Origin of the sequence: Calothrix anomala FACHB-343, from assembly GCF_014696435.1 — a bacterium.
GTDB lineage: Bacteria > Cyanobacteriota > Cyanobacteriia > Cyanobacteriales > Nostocaceae > Aulosira > Aulosira anomala_A.
In genome coordinates, this window is record NZ_JACJQG010000030.1 from 50,222 (window position 1) to 68,856 (window position 18,635).

The 18,635-nt window shown below is 41.5% G+C and carries 14 protein-coding genes; 6 read left to right on the plus strand and 8 right to left on the minus strand.

Translation table 11 applies throughout. The features are described 5' to 3' along the window. Positions 1 to 242: 242 nt before the first annotated feature. Positions 243 to 1,709: an MFS transporter gene (locus H6G08_RS18145; protein ID WP_190545415.1), complete on the plus strand. Its 1,467-nt coding sequence runs from the start codon at positions 243 to 245 to the stop codon at positions 1,707 to 1,709. A gap of 400 nt (positions 1,710 to 2,109) precedes the next feature. On the opposite strand, the gene H6G08_RS18150 is transcribed toward H6G08_RS18145, so the two are convergent. Beyond that, positions 2,110 to 2,307, minus strand: a complete 198-nt coding sequence (locus tag H6G08_RS18150; RefSeq protein ID WP_190545417.1) for a hypothetical protein — start codon at positions 2,305 to 2,307, stop codon at positions 2,110 to 2,112. 262 nt (positions 2,308 to 2,569) lie between these two features. Between H6G08_RS18150 and H6G08_RS18155 the strand changes: the two genes are divergently transcribed. After that, positions 2,570 to 3,118 (plus strand): pentapeptide repeat-containing protein, encoded by a 549-nt coding sequence (locus H6G08_RS18155; RefSeq protein ID WP_242046188.1) that lies wholly within the window; start codon positions 2,570 to 2,572, stop codon positions 3,116 to 3,118. 259 nt (positions 3,119 to 3,377) lie between these two features. On the opposite strand, the gene H6G08_RS18160 is transcribed toward H6G08_RS18155, so the two are convergent. The 6 genes from H6G08_RS18160 to glf form a co-directional block, all read right to left on the minus strand. Beyond that, positions 3,378 to 3,587 carry a hypothetical protein gene (locus tag H6G08_RS18160; protein ID WP_190545422.1) on the minus strand — a complete coding sequence of 70 codons (210 nt, stop codon included), beginning with the start codon at positions 3,585 to 3,587 and terminating at the stop codon, positions 3,378 to 3,380. A 372-nt stretch (positions 3,588 to 3,959) separates the two neighbouring features. After that, on the minus strand, positions 3,960 to 4,832 hold the full coding sequence (locus H6G08_RS18165) for an isoaspartyl peptidase/L-asparaginase family protein (RefSeq protein WP_190545424.1): 873 nt from the start codon (positions 4,830 to 4,832) through the stop codon (positions 3,960 to 3,962). A 14-nt stretch (positions 4,833 to 4,846) separates the two neighbouring features. Further along, a complete protein-coding gene (hflX, locus tag H6G08_RS18170; protein ID WP_190545426.1) occupies positions 4,847 to 6,535 on the minus strand; it encodes a GTPase HflX in 1,689 nt (562 codons plus the stop codon). A 302-nt stretch (positions 6,536 to 6,837) separates the two neighbouring features. Further along, positions 6,838 to 7,827, minus strand: a complete 990-nt coding sequence (gene galE, locus H6G08_RS18175; RefSeq protein WP_190545428.1) for a UDP-glucose 4-epimerase GalE — start codon at positions 7,825 to 7,827, stop codon at positions 6,838 to 6,840. A gap of 45 nt (positions 7,828 to 7,872) precedes the next feature. Next, a complete protein-coding gene (locus tag H6G08_RS18180; protein WP_190545430.1) occupies positions 7,873 to 10,074 on the minus strand; it encodes an SDR family oxidoreductase in 2,202 nt (733 codons plus the stop codon). Positions 10,075 to 10,288: 214 nt separating this feature from the next. Further along, entirely contained in the window at positions 10,289 to 12,730 is a 2,442-nt protein-coding gene (glf, locus tag H6G08_RS18185; protein ID WP_190545432.1) for a UDP-galactopyranose mutase, read from the minus strand. A 1,209-nt stretch (positions 12,731 to 13,939) separates the two neighbouring features. On the opposite strand from glf, the gene H6G08_RS18190 reads away from it, so the two are divergent. The 4 genes from H6G08_RS18190 to H6G08_RS18205 all read left to right on the plus strand — a co-directional run bounded on the left by H6G08_RS18190 (position 13,940) and on the right by H6G08_RS18205 (position 17,649). Next, positions 13,940 to 14,419 carry a DUF4383 domain-containing protein gene (locus H6G08_RS18190; protein WP_190545434.1) on the plus strand — a complete coding sequence of 160 codons (480 nt, stop codon included), beginning with the start codon at positions 13,940 to 13,942 and terminating at the stop codon, positions 14,417 to 14,419. A 198-nt stretch (positions 14,420 to 14,617) separates the two neighbouring features. Next, on the plus strand, positions 14,618 to 15,709 hold the full coding sequence (locus tag H6G08_RS18195) for a M24 family metallopeptidase (protein WP_190545436.1): 1,092 nt from the start codon (positions 14,618 to 14,620) through the stop codon (positions 15,707 to 15,709). Positions 15,710 to 15,807: 98 nt separating this feature from the next. Then, positions 15,808 to 16,884 (plus strand): galactokinase, encoded by a 1,077-nt coding sequence (gene galK / locus H6G08_RS18200; protein ID WP_190545438.1) that lies wholly within the window; start codon positions 15,808 to 15,810, stop codon positions 16,882 to 16,884. Between the two features lie 348 nt (positions 16,885 to 17,232). After that, a complete protein-coding gene (locus H6G08_RS18205; RefSeq protein WP_190545440.1) occupies positions 17,233 to 17,649 on the plus strand; it encodes a cupin domain-containing protein in 417 nt (138 codons plus the stop codon). Between the two features lie 18 nt (positions 17,650 to 17,667). Here the strand turns inward: H6G08_RS18205 and H6G08_RS18210 are convergent, their stop codons facing one another. Then, positions 17,668 to 18,618, minus strand: a complete 951-nt coding sequence (locus H6G08_RS18210; protein WP_190545474.1) for an AAA family ATPase — start codon at positions 18,616 to 18,618, stop codon at positions 17,668 to 17,670. Between the last annotated feature and the right edge of the window lie 17 nt (positions 18,619 to 18,635).

An 18,635-nucleotide genomic window follows, 5' to 3' on the forward strand; every position in this document is an offset into this window, starting at 1 on the left:
GTATTAGACTGACAAGCATAAAAAGTTGCAATAAATCTCTTCTTTTTTCTCTGCTTCCTCTGCGCCTCTGCGGTTTATTAATAAATCCTAAATCATTTGTGAAATTTACTAATTCTCAATTTTTTCTCTTATCCTTGGCGTACTTGGCGTCTTCTCTGCGAGACGCTGCGCGTTGGCGGAAGCCTCTCGCAGAGAAGGCGGTTCATTAAAAAATTAAATCTTTAATTATTACGCAATAATTCATGGAACTGCACCCAGAAGATACCATTTTAATAGAAGTAACCTCTTTTCCTCCTATTCCGATTCAAGAAATACCAGAAGATAGAGCGTTAACAGAAACGGTAATTTCTCCGACGCCAAAACAATTTTTAAAATTTATTTCTAAACCCGAAATTCGCATCAGTTTGCGGGCGTTAACTTGTGAAAGCATCTTCGCTAGTATTTTTTATAGTATTATCGGCGGCGCATTGTTGAGTAATTTCTTACTAGAGTTAGGTGCAGGCCCTGTAGAAATTGGTCTGGTAGCAGCTATTCCGCAAATGGTGAATCTGCTGCAACCAATAGGAGCATATTTGATTAATCGAAGTCAAAGCTTTCGCTGGTATTTTGTCAGCATATTTCTCCCAGCCCGGATGTTGTGGTTGATTCTTGTACCAGCGATTTGGTTAGTTAATTCATCTTGGCTTGCTGGCTATCAAGTAGTCCAGTTAACATTAGGAATTCTGTTAGTAGCTAATATTATCGAAGCTTTTGGTCGTGCGCCTTGGCTTGGTTGGTCGGCTGTATTAGTACCGCAGCGATTGCGGGGGAGATATTTCGGTTTTCGCAATAGTATTCTTGGTTTAATCAACTTTTTTGCTGTACCACTGCTAGGATTGGCGGTATCTGCTTGGCCTGGGGGAACCCTTCAAGGTTACAGCGTAATTTTAATTTTAGGAATCATCCTTGGAGTCACAAGTATAATTTGTCAAACTTGGATGAAAGATGTAAATCCACAACTTTTAAAAGTTGCACATTCAGACATATCTGAACCACAGCCGCAAGGGATAAATTTTAGTTTTCTCCAAGATGGTAATTTTTTGAAATTTGTATTTTATCTGAGCATTTGGTGTTTTTCTGTTAATATCAGCGCCCCCTTCTTTAACCTCTATTTGCTCGATGATTTAGATATAGATATTAGTGTAGTTACTATTTATAACGGTCTGGGAACTGCGGCGAATATGTTAATGCTGCTGTTGTGGGGAAAGCTAGCTGACCGAGTAGGGAATCGTCCATTATTGCTATTAGTAGGAGTTTTGGTAGCGGTGACACCTCTACTATGGTTATTTGTCAGCAGTAATGAAATTTCCTTTTGGGTATGGTTACCCTTTTTGCATATGCTAGCTGGAGGAACATGGGCTGCAATTGACCTCTGTACTAACAATTTGATGATGGGGATAGCGCCGTTGCGTCATCAGTCGAATTATTTTGCGATCGCAGGTGCAATTGCTGGAATTACTGGCGCGATGGGTACGACTTGCGGTAGTTTTCTCGCCAGTATACCTGTAGCTGGGGGATTGCTGGGATTGTTTGTAGTTTCTGGCTTATTGCGCATGATTGCACTTCTACCTTTGCTTTTTGTGCAAGAACAGCGTTCTACACCATTAAGTCAGATCCTGCGAGTTCTATTCCCAATTAAGCAAAGAATAGATTTAATTGAAGCAGAGTAAAGAATTATAAGTAAAAAATATAACTATAGGATTCATTTTTGATTTTTGAAGAAATACGTAGGGGAGCCAGTCGCATGGGCGGGTTTCCCACGCCAGTCCGCACAACGGGGGGAACCCCCGCAAGCGGCTGGCTCGACTTGAGCGAACTGGCGTTGTGTTGTCGCGCAGCGCAACGCACCAACTCCCATAATACGGTGCGTTACACTTCGTGATAACGCACCCTACATATACTTAGATTTTTTCAGAAATCAAATCGGATTCCTATAGTTGAAGTAAAATTACAAGAAGGTTAAAAATCTTTGCATATACAAAGATTTACCTATTTAGCCTAAATTAACCCCAATTAACTGAATAAGTTAACAACGCCAACAGACTTAATTTGCGTATAATCCGCATTTGCTTACGTATAAATACTGATGTAAATACGTATATAAGCTGTTGATAATAAATCTTGGTTATTGTTAATGCAGAACTCCCTGATAACAAGTAATTTTTGACTATTAGGTAAGTTTTTCACATCTGAGGTCGAAAATATGCGGAGCGATCGCTTCTCATATCGTCCAGCTTTGGTATGCGATCGCCTGGTATCAAAAGCCAAAATAGTCGCAAGATATGGGTATTGAGGAGAACGATTTAACTTTTATTGTCAGTTCCCAAACCTATCCGACGATTGGCGTTAACCCTCTTCTGCAAAAGTTCACTGACACAATCACCACAAAACCTTAATTCTCAAATCTAATATGAGTATGACCTCTTGGTTTCGTAGACTCTCTGCTATTGCTTTTGCCATTATCGTTAGCTTAACGTTCTCTACATTGTCGGCTAACGCTGTCGTTTCAAGTGATTACAATAAGTTGCTTATGACTAACGCATGTGTTAAATGCGATTTATCAGGAGCCGATTTATCGAATAAAGATTTATATGGTAGCGCTCTCAGTGGCGCAAATCTATCAAACGCCAATCTCTCTGGTGCTTTACTCAATGATGCAACACTCGAAGGCGCTAACCTAACGGGAGCCAATTTATCGGGAGGCATCCTCATGGGGACAAACTTAAAGGAGGCTCATCTAACAGGGGCTAATCTAGCTGAGGCAGATTTATATAATGCTCTGATGAGTAATACAAGGCTATCAAATGCCAATCTCACCTCAGCCGATTTAACAGAGGCTATTCTCTCTGATGCAGATTTGTCTAATGCATCGCTGAAAAATGCCAAGCTAAGGGGAGTAATTCTCTCTCGCGCTAATCTATCAGGAACAGATTTGTCCAATACTGAAATGAGAAGATCAAGGTTATCAAATGCCAACCTTAAGCAAACTAAGCTATTTGGTGCAGATCTGTCTAATTCTCTCATGCCTGATGGAACTACCTATAATGGAGATGTCACTAGGTTTGGTGCCTATCAGTAAGCTGAGAAAAGCTCAGAATTCAGCATAAAATGTTAGGTGGGTTGCAACTTTTGCTAACCCACTATGCAGCAAAAATTCTTCTTAATATCAGACAGATTTAAGAAATTCAAACTCAACCAATACCTCTACAATTAGTTGAGTTTGAGCGTAATATTTTCACACCATACAACAATATTTGTGATAACTTTTTTATCACTTGCTGTTAATTGTTATCAACTCATCAAGGGTTGCTATTTTCTCCATCGCCTTGCTCTCATATTTAAGCTAGTACAATATTGTGTTTGAATTCTTGGAGTTGACCTTGCACCCAATTACCACCCTTAGCTGTACATTGGTGGCAAATTTCCCCGTAGCCGTCTCCATCATCATTACAGACAATTAATCTGGCTGCTAGCATCTGAAAAGTTTGGCGACAAATTAAACAAACTTGACTACTTTTTTCACTATTGCATTCTATTTGAAATTGCATATTAATTCTCCTGGCTAAAAGCATTTAAATATGTTTATCAATAACACATTCTTTTGTATATCTCGCATCTGCAATACGAAGTGAATTCTGTAAATATTGCATGTGAGTTTAACTACAACAAATTCGTAAATCAGAAAATACAGTCAGCATTTCCTGATTTACCTTTTTTGTAATTAATTCAAGTTTCTAAGATACGGCACCCATAATACAGCCCACTATATCCGGGTTTCCGTAAGCGTTGCCAACCTTACAGATACGGATATTTTTTTCATAAATTAAATGGGATTTCTATATTATTCAATTCTCTGAGTAACCGCATCTATTTATGGGTAGGATTATGAAAATTAAAAGTTTTATTTTAGAATCTATGAGTTATTTTTGGGTAAAGAAAGCCACCTGATCTAGTTCTGGAGTCATATAAGCACAAGCCATGTGTGATGAGTTATACGCCCAGCCTACCCTTCCTTGACGATCTATCAGGATACATCCCGCTTCACCTTTAACTTTAGATTTCAAAGCCTCTATTGCCATTTTTGCAGCTTCGTCTGGGTGTCTGTCACCAGTGAGAAAATCGATCGCAGTTTTCGCCAAAACCACCGGGATAATCGATTCGCCATCACCTGTGGTTGAGCAACCACCAAGTTTATTATCTGCGTATAAACCACAACCAACAAGGGCAGTGTCACCGACGCGACTACACTGTTGCTTCGTAGTTCCGCCTGTGGAAGTACCAGCAACTAAGAGACCGCTTGCATCTAAAGCTACACAACCTACGGTGTTAGGGCGATCGCTAACTTCTCGATCCTCTTTCCACTGTTCCCATTGCTCTTGGGCAATCAAGTCTTCTTTATTACACATTTCTGCACCGCATTCGGTAGCGAAGCGTTCTGCACCCCGCGCTACTAGTAGCCTGGGTTTGTCATCCATAATTTTACGTGCTACAGAGATGGGATGACGGATACCTTGAACAGCTGCAACTGCTCCCCAATTTAAAGAGCCTTCCATAATCGCTGCGTCTAACTCTACTTCGCCATCGCTGTTGAGAGTTGCGCCCAAACTAGCATTAAATGTTGGATCGGCTTCTAATACACGAATGGCTGCTTCCACTGCTTCTGCAGCGCTACCGCCACTAATCAATACTGCCCAGCCAGCTTCTGCGGCGGCTGTACAACCGGCATGATTTGCAGCAACTTTTTCATCAGAAATGGTTTTTGCTCCACCGTGAACGATGATAGTCGGTATCATAGAATTTCCTTTAATTAGTAAGAATTTTGCGGAATTGTAATTGATTCTGTAGGTTCATCGATGAGTTCAAGCGATCGCCTTTTTAATGTCTCTAAACCTAAGTGCTGAGTCGCTGATATAAACACAGATTCTGGGTATCTTTCCTGTGCTGCTACTAAAGTTTCCTTGGTGACGCGATCGGTTTTGTTAAAAGCAATCAGACTCTTTTCGGGAATTTCTGGCATTTCTGCGAGTATTTCTTCAACGCTGACAATATGGTTTTCCCAAGCTGGGTGAGATAAATCCACAACATGAATTAAAGCGTCTGCCTCTATCACTTCCTCTAAGGTGGCGCGAAAAGCATCCATTAGCGGTGGTGGGAGCTCGTGAATAAACCCGACTGTATCTGTCAGCAGAATTGAGCGGCGTTGTTTTGTTTCCGGTTCAATAATTACCACCTTACGTGTTGTCGGATCGAGGGTGGCGAAGAGTTGATCTGCGGTGTAAACCTCGGCATTAGTTAATACATTCAATAAAGTAGATTTACCTGCATTTGTATAACCGACTAATGCCACAACGGGAATTTCTTGTTCTTGTCGTTGTTGTCGAATCCGGGCGCGATGTGCTTGTAATTGGTTAACTTCTTCTTGTAGTTGGGCAATTCGCCGTTGAATCACTCGCCGTTCCGTCTCTAGCTTAGTTTCACCAGGCCCCCGCGTTCCAATCCCCGCACCTAATCTAGACATTTCCTGACCGCGACCGCGCAGGCGAGGTAACATATATTCGAGTTGTGCCAATTCTACTTGTAATTTTCCCTCTTGAGTACGCGCCCGTTGAGCGAAAATATCGAGAATTACCTCTGTACGATCTACAACTCTTATACCTATTTCTTGTTCCAAATTGCGGGCTTGAGATGCAGAAATATCTCTATCGAAAACAATCAAATTAGCACCAACTTTTTGGGCTAAAAGCTTGACTTCTTCCACCTTTCCTTTACCAACAACAGTTTGCGGATGGGGGCGATCGCGCTTTTGTCGCATGACATCGAGGACAATTCCCCCAGCACTTTCAACTAAACGCACCAGTTCCGCAAGTCCATCTTCAAACCTTTGGGTAGATACATCATCGGTATGTACTCCAACTAATAAAACTCTATCTTGGTCAGATATGATGTCTTGAGAAAGAAATACACTCCCTCCAGCATCAGCAATTTCTTTTTCCCATTCCGCAACTAAAATATCGAATTCTTGTTCAGTTAAATCATCCAAAGTTAGAGGAGGCGAAATTATCCAAGGATTTTCTGGATCGGGGAAAAGATAAGCTAAAAAAGCGTCATCTATTTCACCATCAATTATAGTTAACATTACCAAAGCATCTAAGCGCTGATTTGTCATTGCTACCAACGCTGATAAATCAGGCAATTCGGATTTAAATTGAGTAGTAATACAACGAATTCCGCTTAAACGTTCTGCACTGCGACGGGGTAATTCATCAGTTGGAATTTGCGTCTGGCTTGGTGTTCCTACTGCAACGCGGATAACTTGTCCGCGCCGATTTATATAACAACAAATTTGGTGATGGATATCGGTACTTAAATTAGCTAAAGTTTGAGCAAACTCTGCCGTAATAAATCTATCTCCCGGTTCCCTTTGCTCGTAAAGCTGCTGTAATCGTTTGATTTGGCTAGCTTTTATTCCTTGAATATTGCCATAAATATTTTGCATAAAGTAAATAATTCACAATTAACTTTTTAATTCCGTACCTTATATTTTGATTCCTTTTAAGTTAATTTAATCTACCAAAGGAAATAGGCACTAAATCTTTACATCTTGCTTATTTTATGTATTGAATAGTGTGATTTTCTTAATTACGAATTATGAAAAACTCCGATCCTTGGTTAGAGTTGTTGGACATAAGGAAGAGAGCATGGCAAAGAATTACCAATGCCCAATACCCCAAGTCGGCGGGCAGCTATCCCTCTCCACCCAGGGATCGGAGTTTCCCGCCGACTTCTGATGAACTGGTGTTATTTGTGCCTTTTTATGTGCCATTCCCAAGCATGGCGAATAATCTCATTTAAATTGGGGTATTCAGGTCGCCAACCTAATTTTTGTCTGGCTTTATCGCTACTACCGACTAAAATAGGCGGGTCACCAGGGCGGCGATCGCGTTCTTCGATTTTGAGAACTTTTCCTGTAACTTCCTTAGCAGTTTCTATTACTTCCCTAACCGAAAAGCCGCTACCATTGCCGAGATTAAATACTTCACTTTCTCCACCTTTAAGCAGATATTCTAAACCTAAAATATGTGCTTGTGCCAAGTCAGTTACATGAATATAATCTCGGATACAAGTACCATCTGTTGTCGGGTAATCAGTACCGAAAATAACAATAGATTCCCGTTTACCTAAAGCAGCTAATAGCACCAATGGTATCAGATGAGTTTCTGGTTCGTGGTCTTCACCTAACAAGCCATTGGGGTCAGCACCAGCAGCATTAAAATAGCGGAAACGTACAGACTTTAAATTGTAAGCTGTATCAAAATCAGATAAAATTCGCTCTACCATCCATTTGCTAGTAGCATAAGGGCTAATTGGGTCTTGGGGATGGTTTTCTGTTAGGGGAATAAACTGAGGAACACCGTAAAGAGCGCAAGTAGAAGAAAAGATAAATTTGTTGACTGACGCTTTTAGCATGGCTTCTAAAAGTGTCAGAGTACCGACAACATTATTTTGATAATATTTGGCAGGCTGGGTAACAGATTCACCTACAGCAATATAGGCAGCAAAATGCATTACAGCAGCTATATTGTGAGTAGAAAATATGTTGTCAAGAAGAGAGCGATCGCTCATATCGCCAACAATCAATTTTACCTGCAAAACATCTTCTACAAGTTCTCGATGTCCATTAGACAGATTATCTAAAACAATAACTTCATAACCTGCATTTTTTAGAGCTAATACTGCATGGGAGCCAATATAGCCGGCTCCTCCCGTAACTAAAATTGTGTTTTTCATTGGGCATTGGATTTAAAATCCGTTTTTCACAAAATCTCAAATTTCTTATCTTCTATCTTCCAAGTAGCGGGAAATGGCACTATCAAGGTGTGACATTAATTCACCGCGACTGCTACCGAGAACGCTGTAGACTGGACGGGGAGCGATGAAACCTAGTTCTTGGGTGGGTACAGAAATTAAACTGTTGACACTCACACCGGCTTTTTTGGCGGCTAATCTTGCTAAGTCAGCCCAAGCAATAGCCCCTTTATTCGCTAAGTGCCATAAACCGTTCTCGCCATCAATCAGCAAATCTAGGCTGGTATGAACGAGATCCGGTACATAGGTAGGAGAGACGATCGCGTCTTCTGCGGCGACAAAGGTATTCCCGGCTGCTAATTGGCGTAAGGCGATGGTGACGAAGTTGTACTCATCCCAAGGGCCGAAAAATGCACTGGTGCGAATCACCAAAGATGCAGGATTAGCTTGCAATACTAGCTTTTCTGCCAATACTTTGCTACAGCCATAGACATTCAGAGGAGCAACGTTATCAGTTTCCACATAGGGATTAGAGACAGCGCCATCAAATACTAAATCTGAGGAGAAAGTCAGGAGTGCTACGTGATGTTGAGCGCAAGCGGCTGCTAAAATTGCCGGGCCTTCAGCGTTTACCTTTAAACAAATATGGGGTTCCCGTTCGGCATCATCTACGCGCACATATCCGGCAGCGTTAACAACTGCCCAAGGTTGTAATTCATCAAGGACTTGATTCACGGAAGCTGGATTAGCAATATCCATATCTTGCCGTGTCAGTAGGCGATAGGATATACCTCTAACTTCACACAACCGTGCAAAAGCCTTGCCCAGAGTCCCTGTAGCTCCAATAATTACCAAAGGACGAGGGGAAAGTTGAGAAGCGAACTCCTCTTTGCTTTTGCCACAGCTAACTGCTGGATAAACCAAACGTGTTGGACGATGCCACCAGCCTGGGGTTTCAAGTATGGGGTGATTGGGTTTACGTCCTGCTGCTAAATCTTGCACCATTTTAGCGATCGCAGTTTTTCTGGGACGTAGCGATCGCAAATCAAACACCCCTGACTCGTAATATCCAACACAGCGAGTCAGTAAACTATTCCAATCAAAGCTGCCGAGAAGCGCCCAAGCTGTGACAGCGCGAACATCCGCACCTTGTTCTCGTAATTCTTGGGCGGCATTCCAAACTTCATTCAGCCAGCGTAACTGTTCTTCACGAGTGCAACTGAGATGAACTTCTGTAACAGCTAGAGGTAGTTGATAGCGTTCCCATGTCTCTTTGAGCAAGGTACGCGGGCCTGCTAAACCTTCAGTGCATACTCGTACAGCTTCCACATCTGCATAGTTATCCCGCCCATTACCGCCATGGGTGCAAGCTGGATAATTTTCGAGATTTTCATCTAAAAAGCGCTCGCTTGTGAGGTAATGGTTAATGCCAATAATGTCAGGCGGACAGGTATTTTGGCTAAATACTGCCAGTTCAGCCTCGCTGATACCACTGTCGCGCAAGTAATCCCACATGGGATGAGTTGGAGTAATTTGACCGCACAATAAATCTAAACTCAACCAACGGCGCTCATTTTCAAATTCTGCTTGATACGCTAGTTTTGCTGTACTGTAAGTCTTACCCAAATCTTCCGTTTGTACTAGTTTGGCATCGGGGTTAACTTCGCGGATAGCTTGCATCGAAAGTGCGATCGCTCGACATTCCCCTAATAACGCACGGGCAAAAGTTAAATCGTCTCTGCCGTGAGGATACCAGTGTCCGTACATCCCACTGAATCTGGCTGTTGTCAGTGGTTCGTTGATTGGTGTGTAATGGGTCACCCAAGGATAGCGTTTCGCCACCGCACGGGCAAAAACCGCTAATTTCTCTGGAAATTCTGGGTCTATCAAGCTCGTATCACGGGGGCCGCTACCATGATGTACTAAACCCACAATCGGACGAATACCGAGTTCCCGTAAACGTTCTAATCGTTCATCCGCCCAAGACCAGTCAGCATTCTCTAAACCATTGGGCGCGATCCGCTCCCACAGCACAGGATAACGGATCGCCTGTATCCCCAGTTCAGCGAATAAATCTAGGTCATCCAAGCGCATTGCATGACCGTTGCGTTCTAACTGATCGAAATACTCTTCACCCACACGATTAACCGTACACTCCACACCAGCCCACACTTCTAAGGGAAGTTGTGATTTCGTAGTGTTAAGTGTCGATTGGAAAGCAGAAGCCATAATTTACAACTCAAGCTGATATTTGATTTTTCAACTAAGACTTACCCACAAAATCTCTCAAATTCTTATTCCTCTGCGGACTCTGCGGTTTCTTTTTCCGTTGTCCTTGCATAAGTCCTATCAAATTTTGTAGGGTGTGTTGTCGCGTAGCGCAACGCACCGGACTATTCAAAATTCTCGGTGCGTTAGGACTAAAGTCCATAACGCACCCTACTTACACAGCTTTAACTGCAATTTGCTTGTATACAGTCAGAGCTTGAGCGACACATTGATCCATGTTGTAATACTTGTAAGTCGCTAACCGCCCAACAAAATATACTCCTGATGCGGCATCAGACAGCGCCTTATACTGCTTGTACATTTCGTTATTTTCTGGACGCGGTACAGGGTAGTAAGGATCGCCCTCAGCTTTGGGAAACTCGTACACAATACTAGTTTTACTGTGATCCTGACCTGTCAAATATTTAAACTCCGTCACACGGGTATAAAGATGCTCATTGGGATAGTTAATCACAGGCGCAGGTTGAAACACCGACGTATTGTGTGTCTCGTGCTTAAAATCAAGGGAACGGTATGGTAGTTTGCCGTAGCGATAATCAAAGAATTCATCTACAGGGCCTGTATAAACCATTTCCCTGCAAGGAATTGCTTTATTAATCTCCCGGTAATCTGTGTTCAGCATTACCTTGATATTTGGATGATTGAGCATATTCTCAAACATCCGGGTAAAGCCGTGTAATGGCATTGCCTGATAAGTATCTGTAAAATACCGATTGTCGCGGTTGGTACGGGTAGGTATCCGGGCAATTACTGATTTATCTAGTTCCGATGGATCGAGTCCCCATTGTTTGCGGGTATAGCCTCGGAAAAACTTTTCATACAGTTCTCGCCCCACTTTACTGACTACCACATCCTCACTAGTGCGGATTTGTTCGATGGGTTCAGCTAGGGATTTGTAAAAATCCTGTATCTCCAGTGAATTGAGACTCATCCCATACAACTTATTGATGGTGTCGAGGTTGATGGGAATTGGTACAAGTTGCCCATCTACACTAGCAAGAACGCGATGTTCGTAAGAACGCCAAGGAGTAAAGCGTGAGAGGTATTCAAAGACTTCGCGAGAATTGGTGTGGAAGATGTGAGGGCCGTATTTATGTACGAGAACGCCATGCTCGTCATAATGGTCGTAAGCATTACCACCAATGTGATTGCGCTTATCTACAACCAGGACTTTTTTACCAGATTGAGTGGCGAGACGTTCTGCAATGACGCTACCAGAAAAACCAGCACCCACAATCAGGTAATCAAAGACAAAATCTCTGGTAATGATATTTGGTGCTTGGGTACTGGCTGCACCTTTAGAGTTTGCTTTATCTTCACTATCGCGAGCTGCGATCGCAGAATCAATCAGCTTCATCATCGAAGCCCAAGTCCGATCCCAAGAAATTTTTTCTAGAAAGGCGTCTACTCGACTCAACCATTCGGATGTTCTGGTGTCCTCTCGCATTGCTTGTTCAGCAGCAGTGACGAAATCAGCCACTGTATCTGCAATCCGCACCAGTTTCAACTCGCCGTAAGGACGCACCACATCGCGAATTGAGGTAGATACTACCGGTCTCCCGGCTGCTAGATATTCTGGTGTTTTGGTGGGGCTAATAAAGCGTGTTGAATCATTGCGCGCAAATGGTAGCATCGCTAAATCCCACCCGGCTAAATATGCAGGTAGTTCTTTATAATCTCTACCGCCGAGATAATGTATATTTTCCTGTTGTGGTAAAGCTGCGGGATCGATTTTCACCACAGGGCCAATAATTACTAAATGCCAATCTGGACGGGCTTCAGCAATCCCAGCTAGCAATTCTATATCCATTCGTTCGTCAACCACGCCAAAAAACCCGAGGCGCGGATGGGGAATATGGGCTTGATCTGCAGGTTCGGAAATAGTTCTCGCTTGCGCAAAGTGGGGAACATCTACGCTGCTAGGAAATGCATAGACGTTGAGATGCTGATTGGCTTTACTTTCGTAGAGGCTTTGTCCGCCTGTAAATACGAGATCTGCAATCTTGAATAGTTCGGCTTCGTAATTTTTTAAGGTAGGTGATGCGCCTTTGAATGCAGATAATTCATCCATGCAATCGTAAATGACTGCTTGGGGTTGCAAGTGGCGAGTAAAAGCGATCGCCATTGGTGTGTAATACCAACATATATATTTATGGATATTATGCGCGGCAAATAACCCATCAATTAAGATTTGTAAATCTGCGTTGATTCTGTCTGCGCTCAAACCTTGTGGGAGATGGGGTAGAACCACGATGACACCAGTAGAATCTTCGCTGATATCTAACCTTCCCACGGGATCGTCGGAGAAAATTGGCTCTTCAATAAAGAAGACTCGCTTTCCTTGGGCGCAACGGCTTAAAAGATGCTGCGGCCTTTGATAGACGAAATTCCAGCGTAAATGAGATAAGCAGATAATATCGGGTGTATCTTGAAAGGTTTCTGTGATTTGGGTCTTTTTATTTGATGAAGCTATATTTAAGAGTGATTGAGTTGATGATTGCGTCTCCTCTAAATGCGATCGCTTGTTTGTACCTTGCTTTGGCGAAATAATATTGCTAACACCATTGTTGTTAACTTTAGCTTTTTCACTTGCCATAGATGCTCTCTGTATTTCGATTATTAATTCTCACTAGCCAATCGCTAATACCTTTTCTGGTTCAGGTAGCACCAAACTCACTCTCAGGCAATGCAACATAGTTTGGTCTTATTTACCTATGGAATCGGTATAATCATTAATTGGTTGAATTAATAATAAATTACTATTAATTTTCTTATATCTCATCTATCCAAATAAATATAAAATCAATTTATTTATTAATTCTTCAGTATTATCTGTTGTGGGAAAAGTTGATATTCTTGATGGCTAAATTAGCCCAGTACATTAAATGGCTATAGATATGCAATTATTCATAATTTTTATCATTCAAATGGCAATATATTACGGTCAATCCTTTACAAAATGACTGTAAGTACGCTAATTGATATATTCCCTAAATATTTTCGTCTTACGCAAAGACGTGAATCCACAAAGGAAAAGATATTTACTGTTGATTATAAGTCTATGTAAGAGTTTTAGTCTGCCCGGTTGCGTACATTTAATTCGATAAATATTGCAAAATGCATATACAGCATATTGCCAGTTGGTGATGTACAAATTATCGTTGATTTTAGGGGCACTGGCACTGCCATGCCCCGAAGCGCTTACCTCATTTACCTGAAATATGCTGTATTAATTTTTCTAGATAATTATTAAACTTATTTTGTAGCATTTATTACTTTAATTTTTAATCAAATTTTGCTCTAAATAAGTAAATTAATTAATCTTGTTGACTTAATTTTAAGGCTTTCAGTTTTTATATAATAATCTTCAAGGCTTTGTGAAATATTATATGTAAAGTCAACATTACGCCTTTCGGGGCATGGCACTGCCATGCCCCTACTGTATATTTTTTAATGGGGTTGGCATTGCCCAGCGTATCAGGGTTTTAGTAGGTAGCAGCAAATTTTAATTTTTAACAAATCAAATCAGATTTCTATATATCTTTTCTCTGTCTTAGGTTAGGTGAAAGCATTGTTAGCAATGCCTAATATCCTTATATTGGGATTAGTAAAGATTAGGCGATCGCTTCTATTTATCTCAGTCATTGAAGCGATTATTTCTCCTCAATGCTGCTCGTAATGAATGGATATCGTCAAGCAAAGTCTGCAATTATTATCAAAATCTGGGAAATTCATTTGAGATAGCTTTGGAGTCGAGTAAACCTATTGATATTTCAACTAGCACATAATTAACCGGAGAAGAAGCATGGAAAACATCAACCAGGCAAGAATGACGGAGCGTTACATTTCTTTAGTTATTGGCATTAGTTATTTACTGTTAGGTTTAGCGGGATTTATCCCAGCTTTAGTTTCATTACCAGGTTCAAGCGCATCTTATGTACCAGTAGATCAAGCTGCTGGTGCATATTCTGCGGGTTTTGGTTATCTTTTTGGGTTAATTCCTACTAATTTCTTGCATAATATTGTTCGCTGTTCTGTAGGATTGTTAGGCATTGCTTGTTATAACAATTTTACAACGGCGCGGCTATTCAACCGGGGCTTTGCAATTTCTTATGCGCTGCTAGCTATTTTGGGATTGTTACCTTTTGCGAAGACATTTTTCGGTTTAATGCCGTTATTTGGTAACAATGTTTTACTGAATGCATTAGCTGCGATCGCAGCTGCTTATTACAGCATTGTTATACCAGCTAAAATCATGGGTGTTAACGTCTCGGAAAATATTTAATTTTCTAGCCAAAATTAGAAACACCTAGCTGGAAAATGGGCATGGGGCATAGGGCATAGGGCATGGGGGATTAATCAATTTTTTGTTCTGGTGTACCCAGTTTATGACGGCTACTTAAATCTAAAACTACAGATGGACGCAAATTAATGCAGATGATTTTGATAATTAATCATCTGTGTTCATTTGTGAAAATACTATATGAATGAAGAAGTATCTCAGAAGTTAAAAATAATCAGACAAACCCTCTCGCAAGCTGAGGTTGAGGGTGTACGTCTGCGCGGTACAGATTGGTTTGCTTGGGCGACTGCTGGCGCTTCTCACACTGTATTGCTAACTGCGGAAACAGGGGTAGCCGAATTGTTAGTTACTCAAGAAGATGCATGGATATTGACGGATGAAATTGAAGCCCAACGTCTGAAAGATGAAGAATTAGCAAGTAATTTTAAGTTATATGTTAATCCTTGGGCTGATGCGGCGGCGCGTGAGGCTTTTGTGCGCGATGCCACATCTGGAGGTAAGATAATTAGCGATCGCCCTTCTTCTCAATTAGAACAACCCATACCACCATCTCTACAACAATCTAAACGCAGATTATTACCAACAGAATTAGAAAGATATCGCCAAGTCGGACAAAAAGCCAGCGCCGCAATGACAGAAGTATTACAAGCAGCACAACCTGATTGGACAGAATTTCAATTAGCTGGTGCGGGTGCGGAAGCCTTATGGGCGCTAGGTTTGCATCCAGCTTTGACATTAGTAGCAGGTGAGAGACGTTTACCTCTTTACCGCCATGCTACAGCCACAGGTGAAAGAATTGGACGCCAAGCAATGCTGGTTTTTTGCGCCAGAGGCTATGGATTATATGCTAACCTGACAAGATTCGTCTGTTTTGGTAGCCTTTCTCCAGATGACGCCGAATTACATCGTCATGTGCGGGAAATAGAAGCTACAGCTTTATCTGCATCTCAACCAGGAATGACGCTGGATGCAGTTTATTATGCTTTAGCTCAAGCTTACGAACAGCATGGTTTTCCTGATGCTATTCGCCAACATCACCAAGGAGGAACTACAGGATATTTAGCGCGAGAAATTGTAGCCACGCCTCAAACACAGGATTTTTTAACGGAAAATATGGCTATTGCTTGGAACCCAAGTGTCACAGGTGCAAAGGTAGAAGATACTTTTGTCATTCTCCAAGATGGGAAATTAGAAAATTTAACTTTTGATGCAAACTTCCCTCATGTTGAAGTAGAAGGTAGATTCCGCGCTGTACCTTTAGAAAAATCATAAAAATTCAAAATTCAAAATTCAAAATTCAAAATGAAGAAAAGTAGATTTTTTAGGCGAATTTTGGAGAATGAATATAAATTGGCAATTTTAGAGAAATTATGACTTTTCAAGAGATATTTAATAAACCACCAGAAACTGAAGCTAGCGCACCAGGAAGGGTGAATTTGTTGGGCGAACATACCGACTACAACGATGGTTTTGTTCTCCCGACAGCGATTCCCCAACAAACAACGGTAAAGCTAGGTTATAGCAATGATGAACAACATCAATTTTATTCAGAAAATCTGCAAGAACGTGTGAGTATTTTAGATATTCATCATTCGCCTTCAGGATTTGCTAGTTATATTTTTGGTTGTATAGAAGTAGTGAAACAAGCACAATACACCATTCCACCACTCAATATTTACGTTCAATCTTCAGTTCCTATCGGTTCTGGTTTATCTAGCAGTGCCGCTTTAGAAGTAGCGACAATTAGAGCAATTCGCGAACTTTTGGAGCTTCCAATTAATGATGTAGAAATTGCGCAATTTGCCCAACAAGCAGAAATTCATTATGCTGGCGTACAATGCGGCATCATGGATCAAATGGCTTGTAGCTTGGCTGACAATCAACATATTTTGTTTTTAGATACGCGCAGTTTAGAACGTCAGTTACTTCCTTTGCCAAGTAACACTAGTATTGTCGTGATAGATAGTGGCGTACCCCGCACCTTAGCCAGTAGCGGTTACAATCAGCGTCGCGCTGAATGTCAAGAAGCAGCGAAATTATTATTTGTTAGGGCACTGCGGGATATTACTGATGCTAGTGTAACAGAAAGCTTGCCCGAACCATTAAACCGTCGCGCCCGTCATGTGGTGACAGAAAATAACCGTGTCTTGGAAGTATTGCAAGGAGTAAAACCTGAGCGTTTTGGCGAGTTAATGAATGCATCCCATGCTAGTTTACGGGATGATTATGAAGTATCCGTACCAGCATTAGATAAATTGGTAGAAATCTTACAACATACTCCAGGTGTATATGGTGCGCGGTTAACTGGTGCGGGTTTTGGCGGTGCTTGTGTGGCGTTGGTAGCCTCAGGTAAAGAAGAAGGCGCAATTCAAGCTTTAGAACAATACAATCATGCAGGTTATACAGGGAAAATTTTAGTTCCTGAGTTGATAGAGGCTAGGGATTAGGAGCTAGGGGTTTGTCGTATTAATTATGTCGGGTAATAACCATTTCTTTGTGATGATGCACCTAATATTTATTAATAAACCGCCAAGTACGCATTAGACGCGTTCGCGGAGCGTTGCCGCAGGCTAGCGGCTTCCCGTAGGGTAGTACGCCAAGAAACAGAGAGGTAATCATTTAGTGTAAGTTTATAGAGAATCGGTATAAGTTTCTTCTTCTTTTCTCTTTCTTCGCGTACTTCGCGTCTTTGCGGTTCGTTTGTAACCAATCAAAATTAATGCGACAAACTATAAGGAAATAAGGATTTTGATGATTTTTATCAGAATTGTTCGAGATTAAATTGGAGGTAAAGAATGCAGCCTAATGTTATTTTTGGGAATGCTGTTAGCGAGGGTGCAAATCGCTGGGGTTGGTTTATGGGACATTTTATTACACCAGATGACGATCCGCGCTCAACTTCAGCAATAGAAATAAAATGGGGTGTTCATAAAGCAGGAGAATGTAGAAGCGAGTGGGCGATTAATCATCAAGCTGCTACGCTTTCTATTTTAATTAGTGGGAAATTTTGCCTTCAATTTGAGGATAGAGAAATTATCTTATCTCGTGACGGTGATTATGTGCTGTGGTGTGCGGGTGTACCCCATTGTTGGATTGCACAGTCTGACTGTACGATTTTAACTGTGAGATGGCCTTCGGTTCCCAATGATAGTGTGGAAGTGCGATCGCCTGCAACGGTCAATGATATTATGGCAGTGCGATCGCCTCAATAAAACAAACATAAATCAACCTCACCGGGGAACTGGTACTTGATTAATCACCGATGCAATCACCGCATCCATTTGTAAACCATCAAGCATTGCTTCTGGTTTTAAAATCAGGCGATGACGCAATAATGGTGATGCAACAGCTTTGACATCATCTGGCGTGACAAATTTTCTTCCTGCTAACCAAGCTGCTGCTTGAGATGTTTGCAACCAAGCACCAGCAGCACGAGGTGATGCGCCTAATGCTAATTCGGGGTGTTGGCGTGAGTTTTTCACTAAAGCTAGTAAATAATCAATAATTTTTTCATCAACATCAATTTCTTTTACAGCTTGTCGCGCCTGCAAAATTTCGCTGACTGTGGTGACAGGTTGCAAACGATTAATATCTCCCCGTCGCGCTGCAAATCCAGCCTGACGATTAAGTAACATTTGCTTTTCCGCAGCAGGTTCGGGGTAATCTACGGCTAGTTTAAATAAAAATCTATCTAATTGCGCTTCTGGTAAAGGATAAGTACCCTCAAATTCTAGAGGGTTTTGTGTCGCAATTACCCAAAATAATTCTGGTAAAGGTAAACTTTCACCATCGAGAGTTACCTGCATTTCTTCCATTGCTTCTAACAGCGCCGCCTGTGTTTTGGGAGGAGTGCGGTTAATTTCATCTGCTAGTAATACTTCTGTAAAAACAGGCCCTTTTTTTAAAGTAAAATCGCGGCTATTTAAATCAAATATATTTGTCCCAGTAATATCTGAAGGTAATACATCTGGCGTTAATTGAATCCGGCGAAAATCTGCTTTAATTAACTGCGCCAGCACTTTTACCAAGAGTGTTTTACCCGTTCCCGGTACACCTTCTAAAATTATATGTCCTCCCGCTAGTAATGCTACTATTAGCTGTTTTATCAAGCTAGATTGTCCCACAATTACTTGATTGAGTCCTTGCTCCAGGTGAATTAAACTAGAATGTGTATTGTTCATGTTTGTCATTTGTCATT

What these genes read in the sequence shown, in the direction of transcription:
- H6G08_RS18145 (WP_190545415.1), top strand. Translation starts at nt 243, where the DNA reads ATGGAACTGCACCCAGAAGATACCATTTTAATAGAAGTAACCTCTTTT.
- H6G08_RS18155 (WP_242046188.1), top strand. Translation starts at nt 2,570, where the DNA reads ATGACTAACGCATGTGTTAAATGCGATTTATCAGGAGCCGATTTATCG.
- H6G08_RS18160 (WP_190545422.1), bottom strand. Translation starts at nt 3,587, where the DNA reads ATGCAATTTCAAATAGAATGCAATAGTGAAAAAAGTAGTCAAGTTTGT.
- H6G08_RS18165 (WP_190545424.1), bottom strand. Translation starts at nt 4,832, where the DNA reads ATGATACCGACTATCATCGTTCACGGTGGAGCAAAAACCATTTCTGAT.
- hflX (WP_190545426.1), bottom strand. Translation starts at nt 6,535, where the DNA reads ATGCAAAATATTTATGGCAATATTCAAGGAATAAAAGCTAGCCAAATC.
- galE (WP_190545428.1), bottom strand. Translation starts at nt 7,827, where the DNA reads ATGAAAAACACAATTTTAGTTACGGGAGGAGCCGGCTATATTGGCTCC.
- H6G08_RS18180 (WP_190545430.1), bottom strand. Translation starts at nt 10,074, where the DNA reads ATGGCTTCTGCTTTCCAATCGACACTTAACACTACGAAATCACAACTT.
- glf (WP_190545432.1), bottom strand. Translation starts at nt 12,730, where the DNA reads ATGGCAAGTGAAAAAGCTAAAGTTAACAACAATGGTGTTAGCAATATT.
- H6G08_RS18190 (WP_190545434.1), top strand. Translation starts at nt 13,940, where the DNA reads ATGGAAAACATCAACCAGGCAAGAATGACGGAGCGTTACATTTCTTTA.
- H6G08_RS18195 (WP_190545436.1), top strand. Translation starts at nt 14,618, where the DNA reads ATGAATGAAGAAGTATCTCAGAAGTTAAAAATAATCAGACAAACCCTC.
- galK (WP_190545438.1), top strand. Translation starts at nt 15,808, where the DNA reads ATGACTTTTCAAGAGATATTTAATAAACCACCAGAAACTGAAGCTAGC.
- H6G08_RS18205 (WP_190545440.1), top strand. Translation starts at nt 17,233, where the DNA reads ATGCAGCCTAATGTTATTTTTGGGAATGCTGTTAGCGAGGGTGCAAAT.
- H6G08_RS18210 (WP_190545474.1), bottom strand. Translation starts at nt 18,618, where the DNA reads ATGAACAATACACATTCTAGTTTAATTCACCTGGAGCAAGGACTCAAT.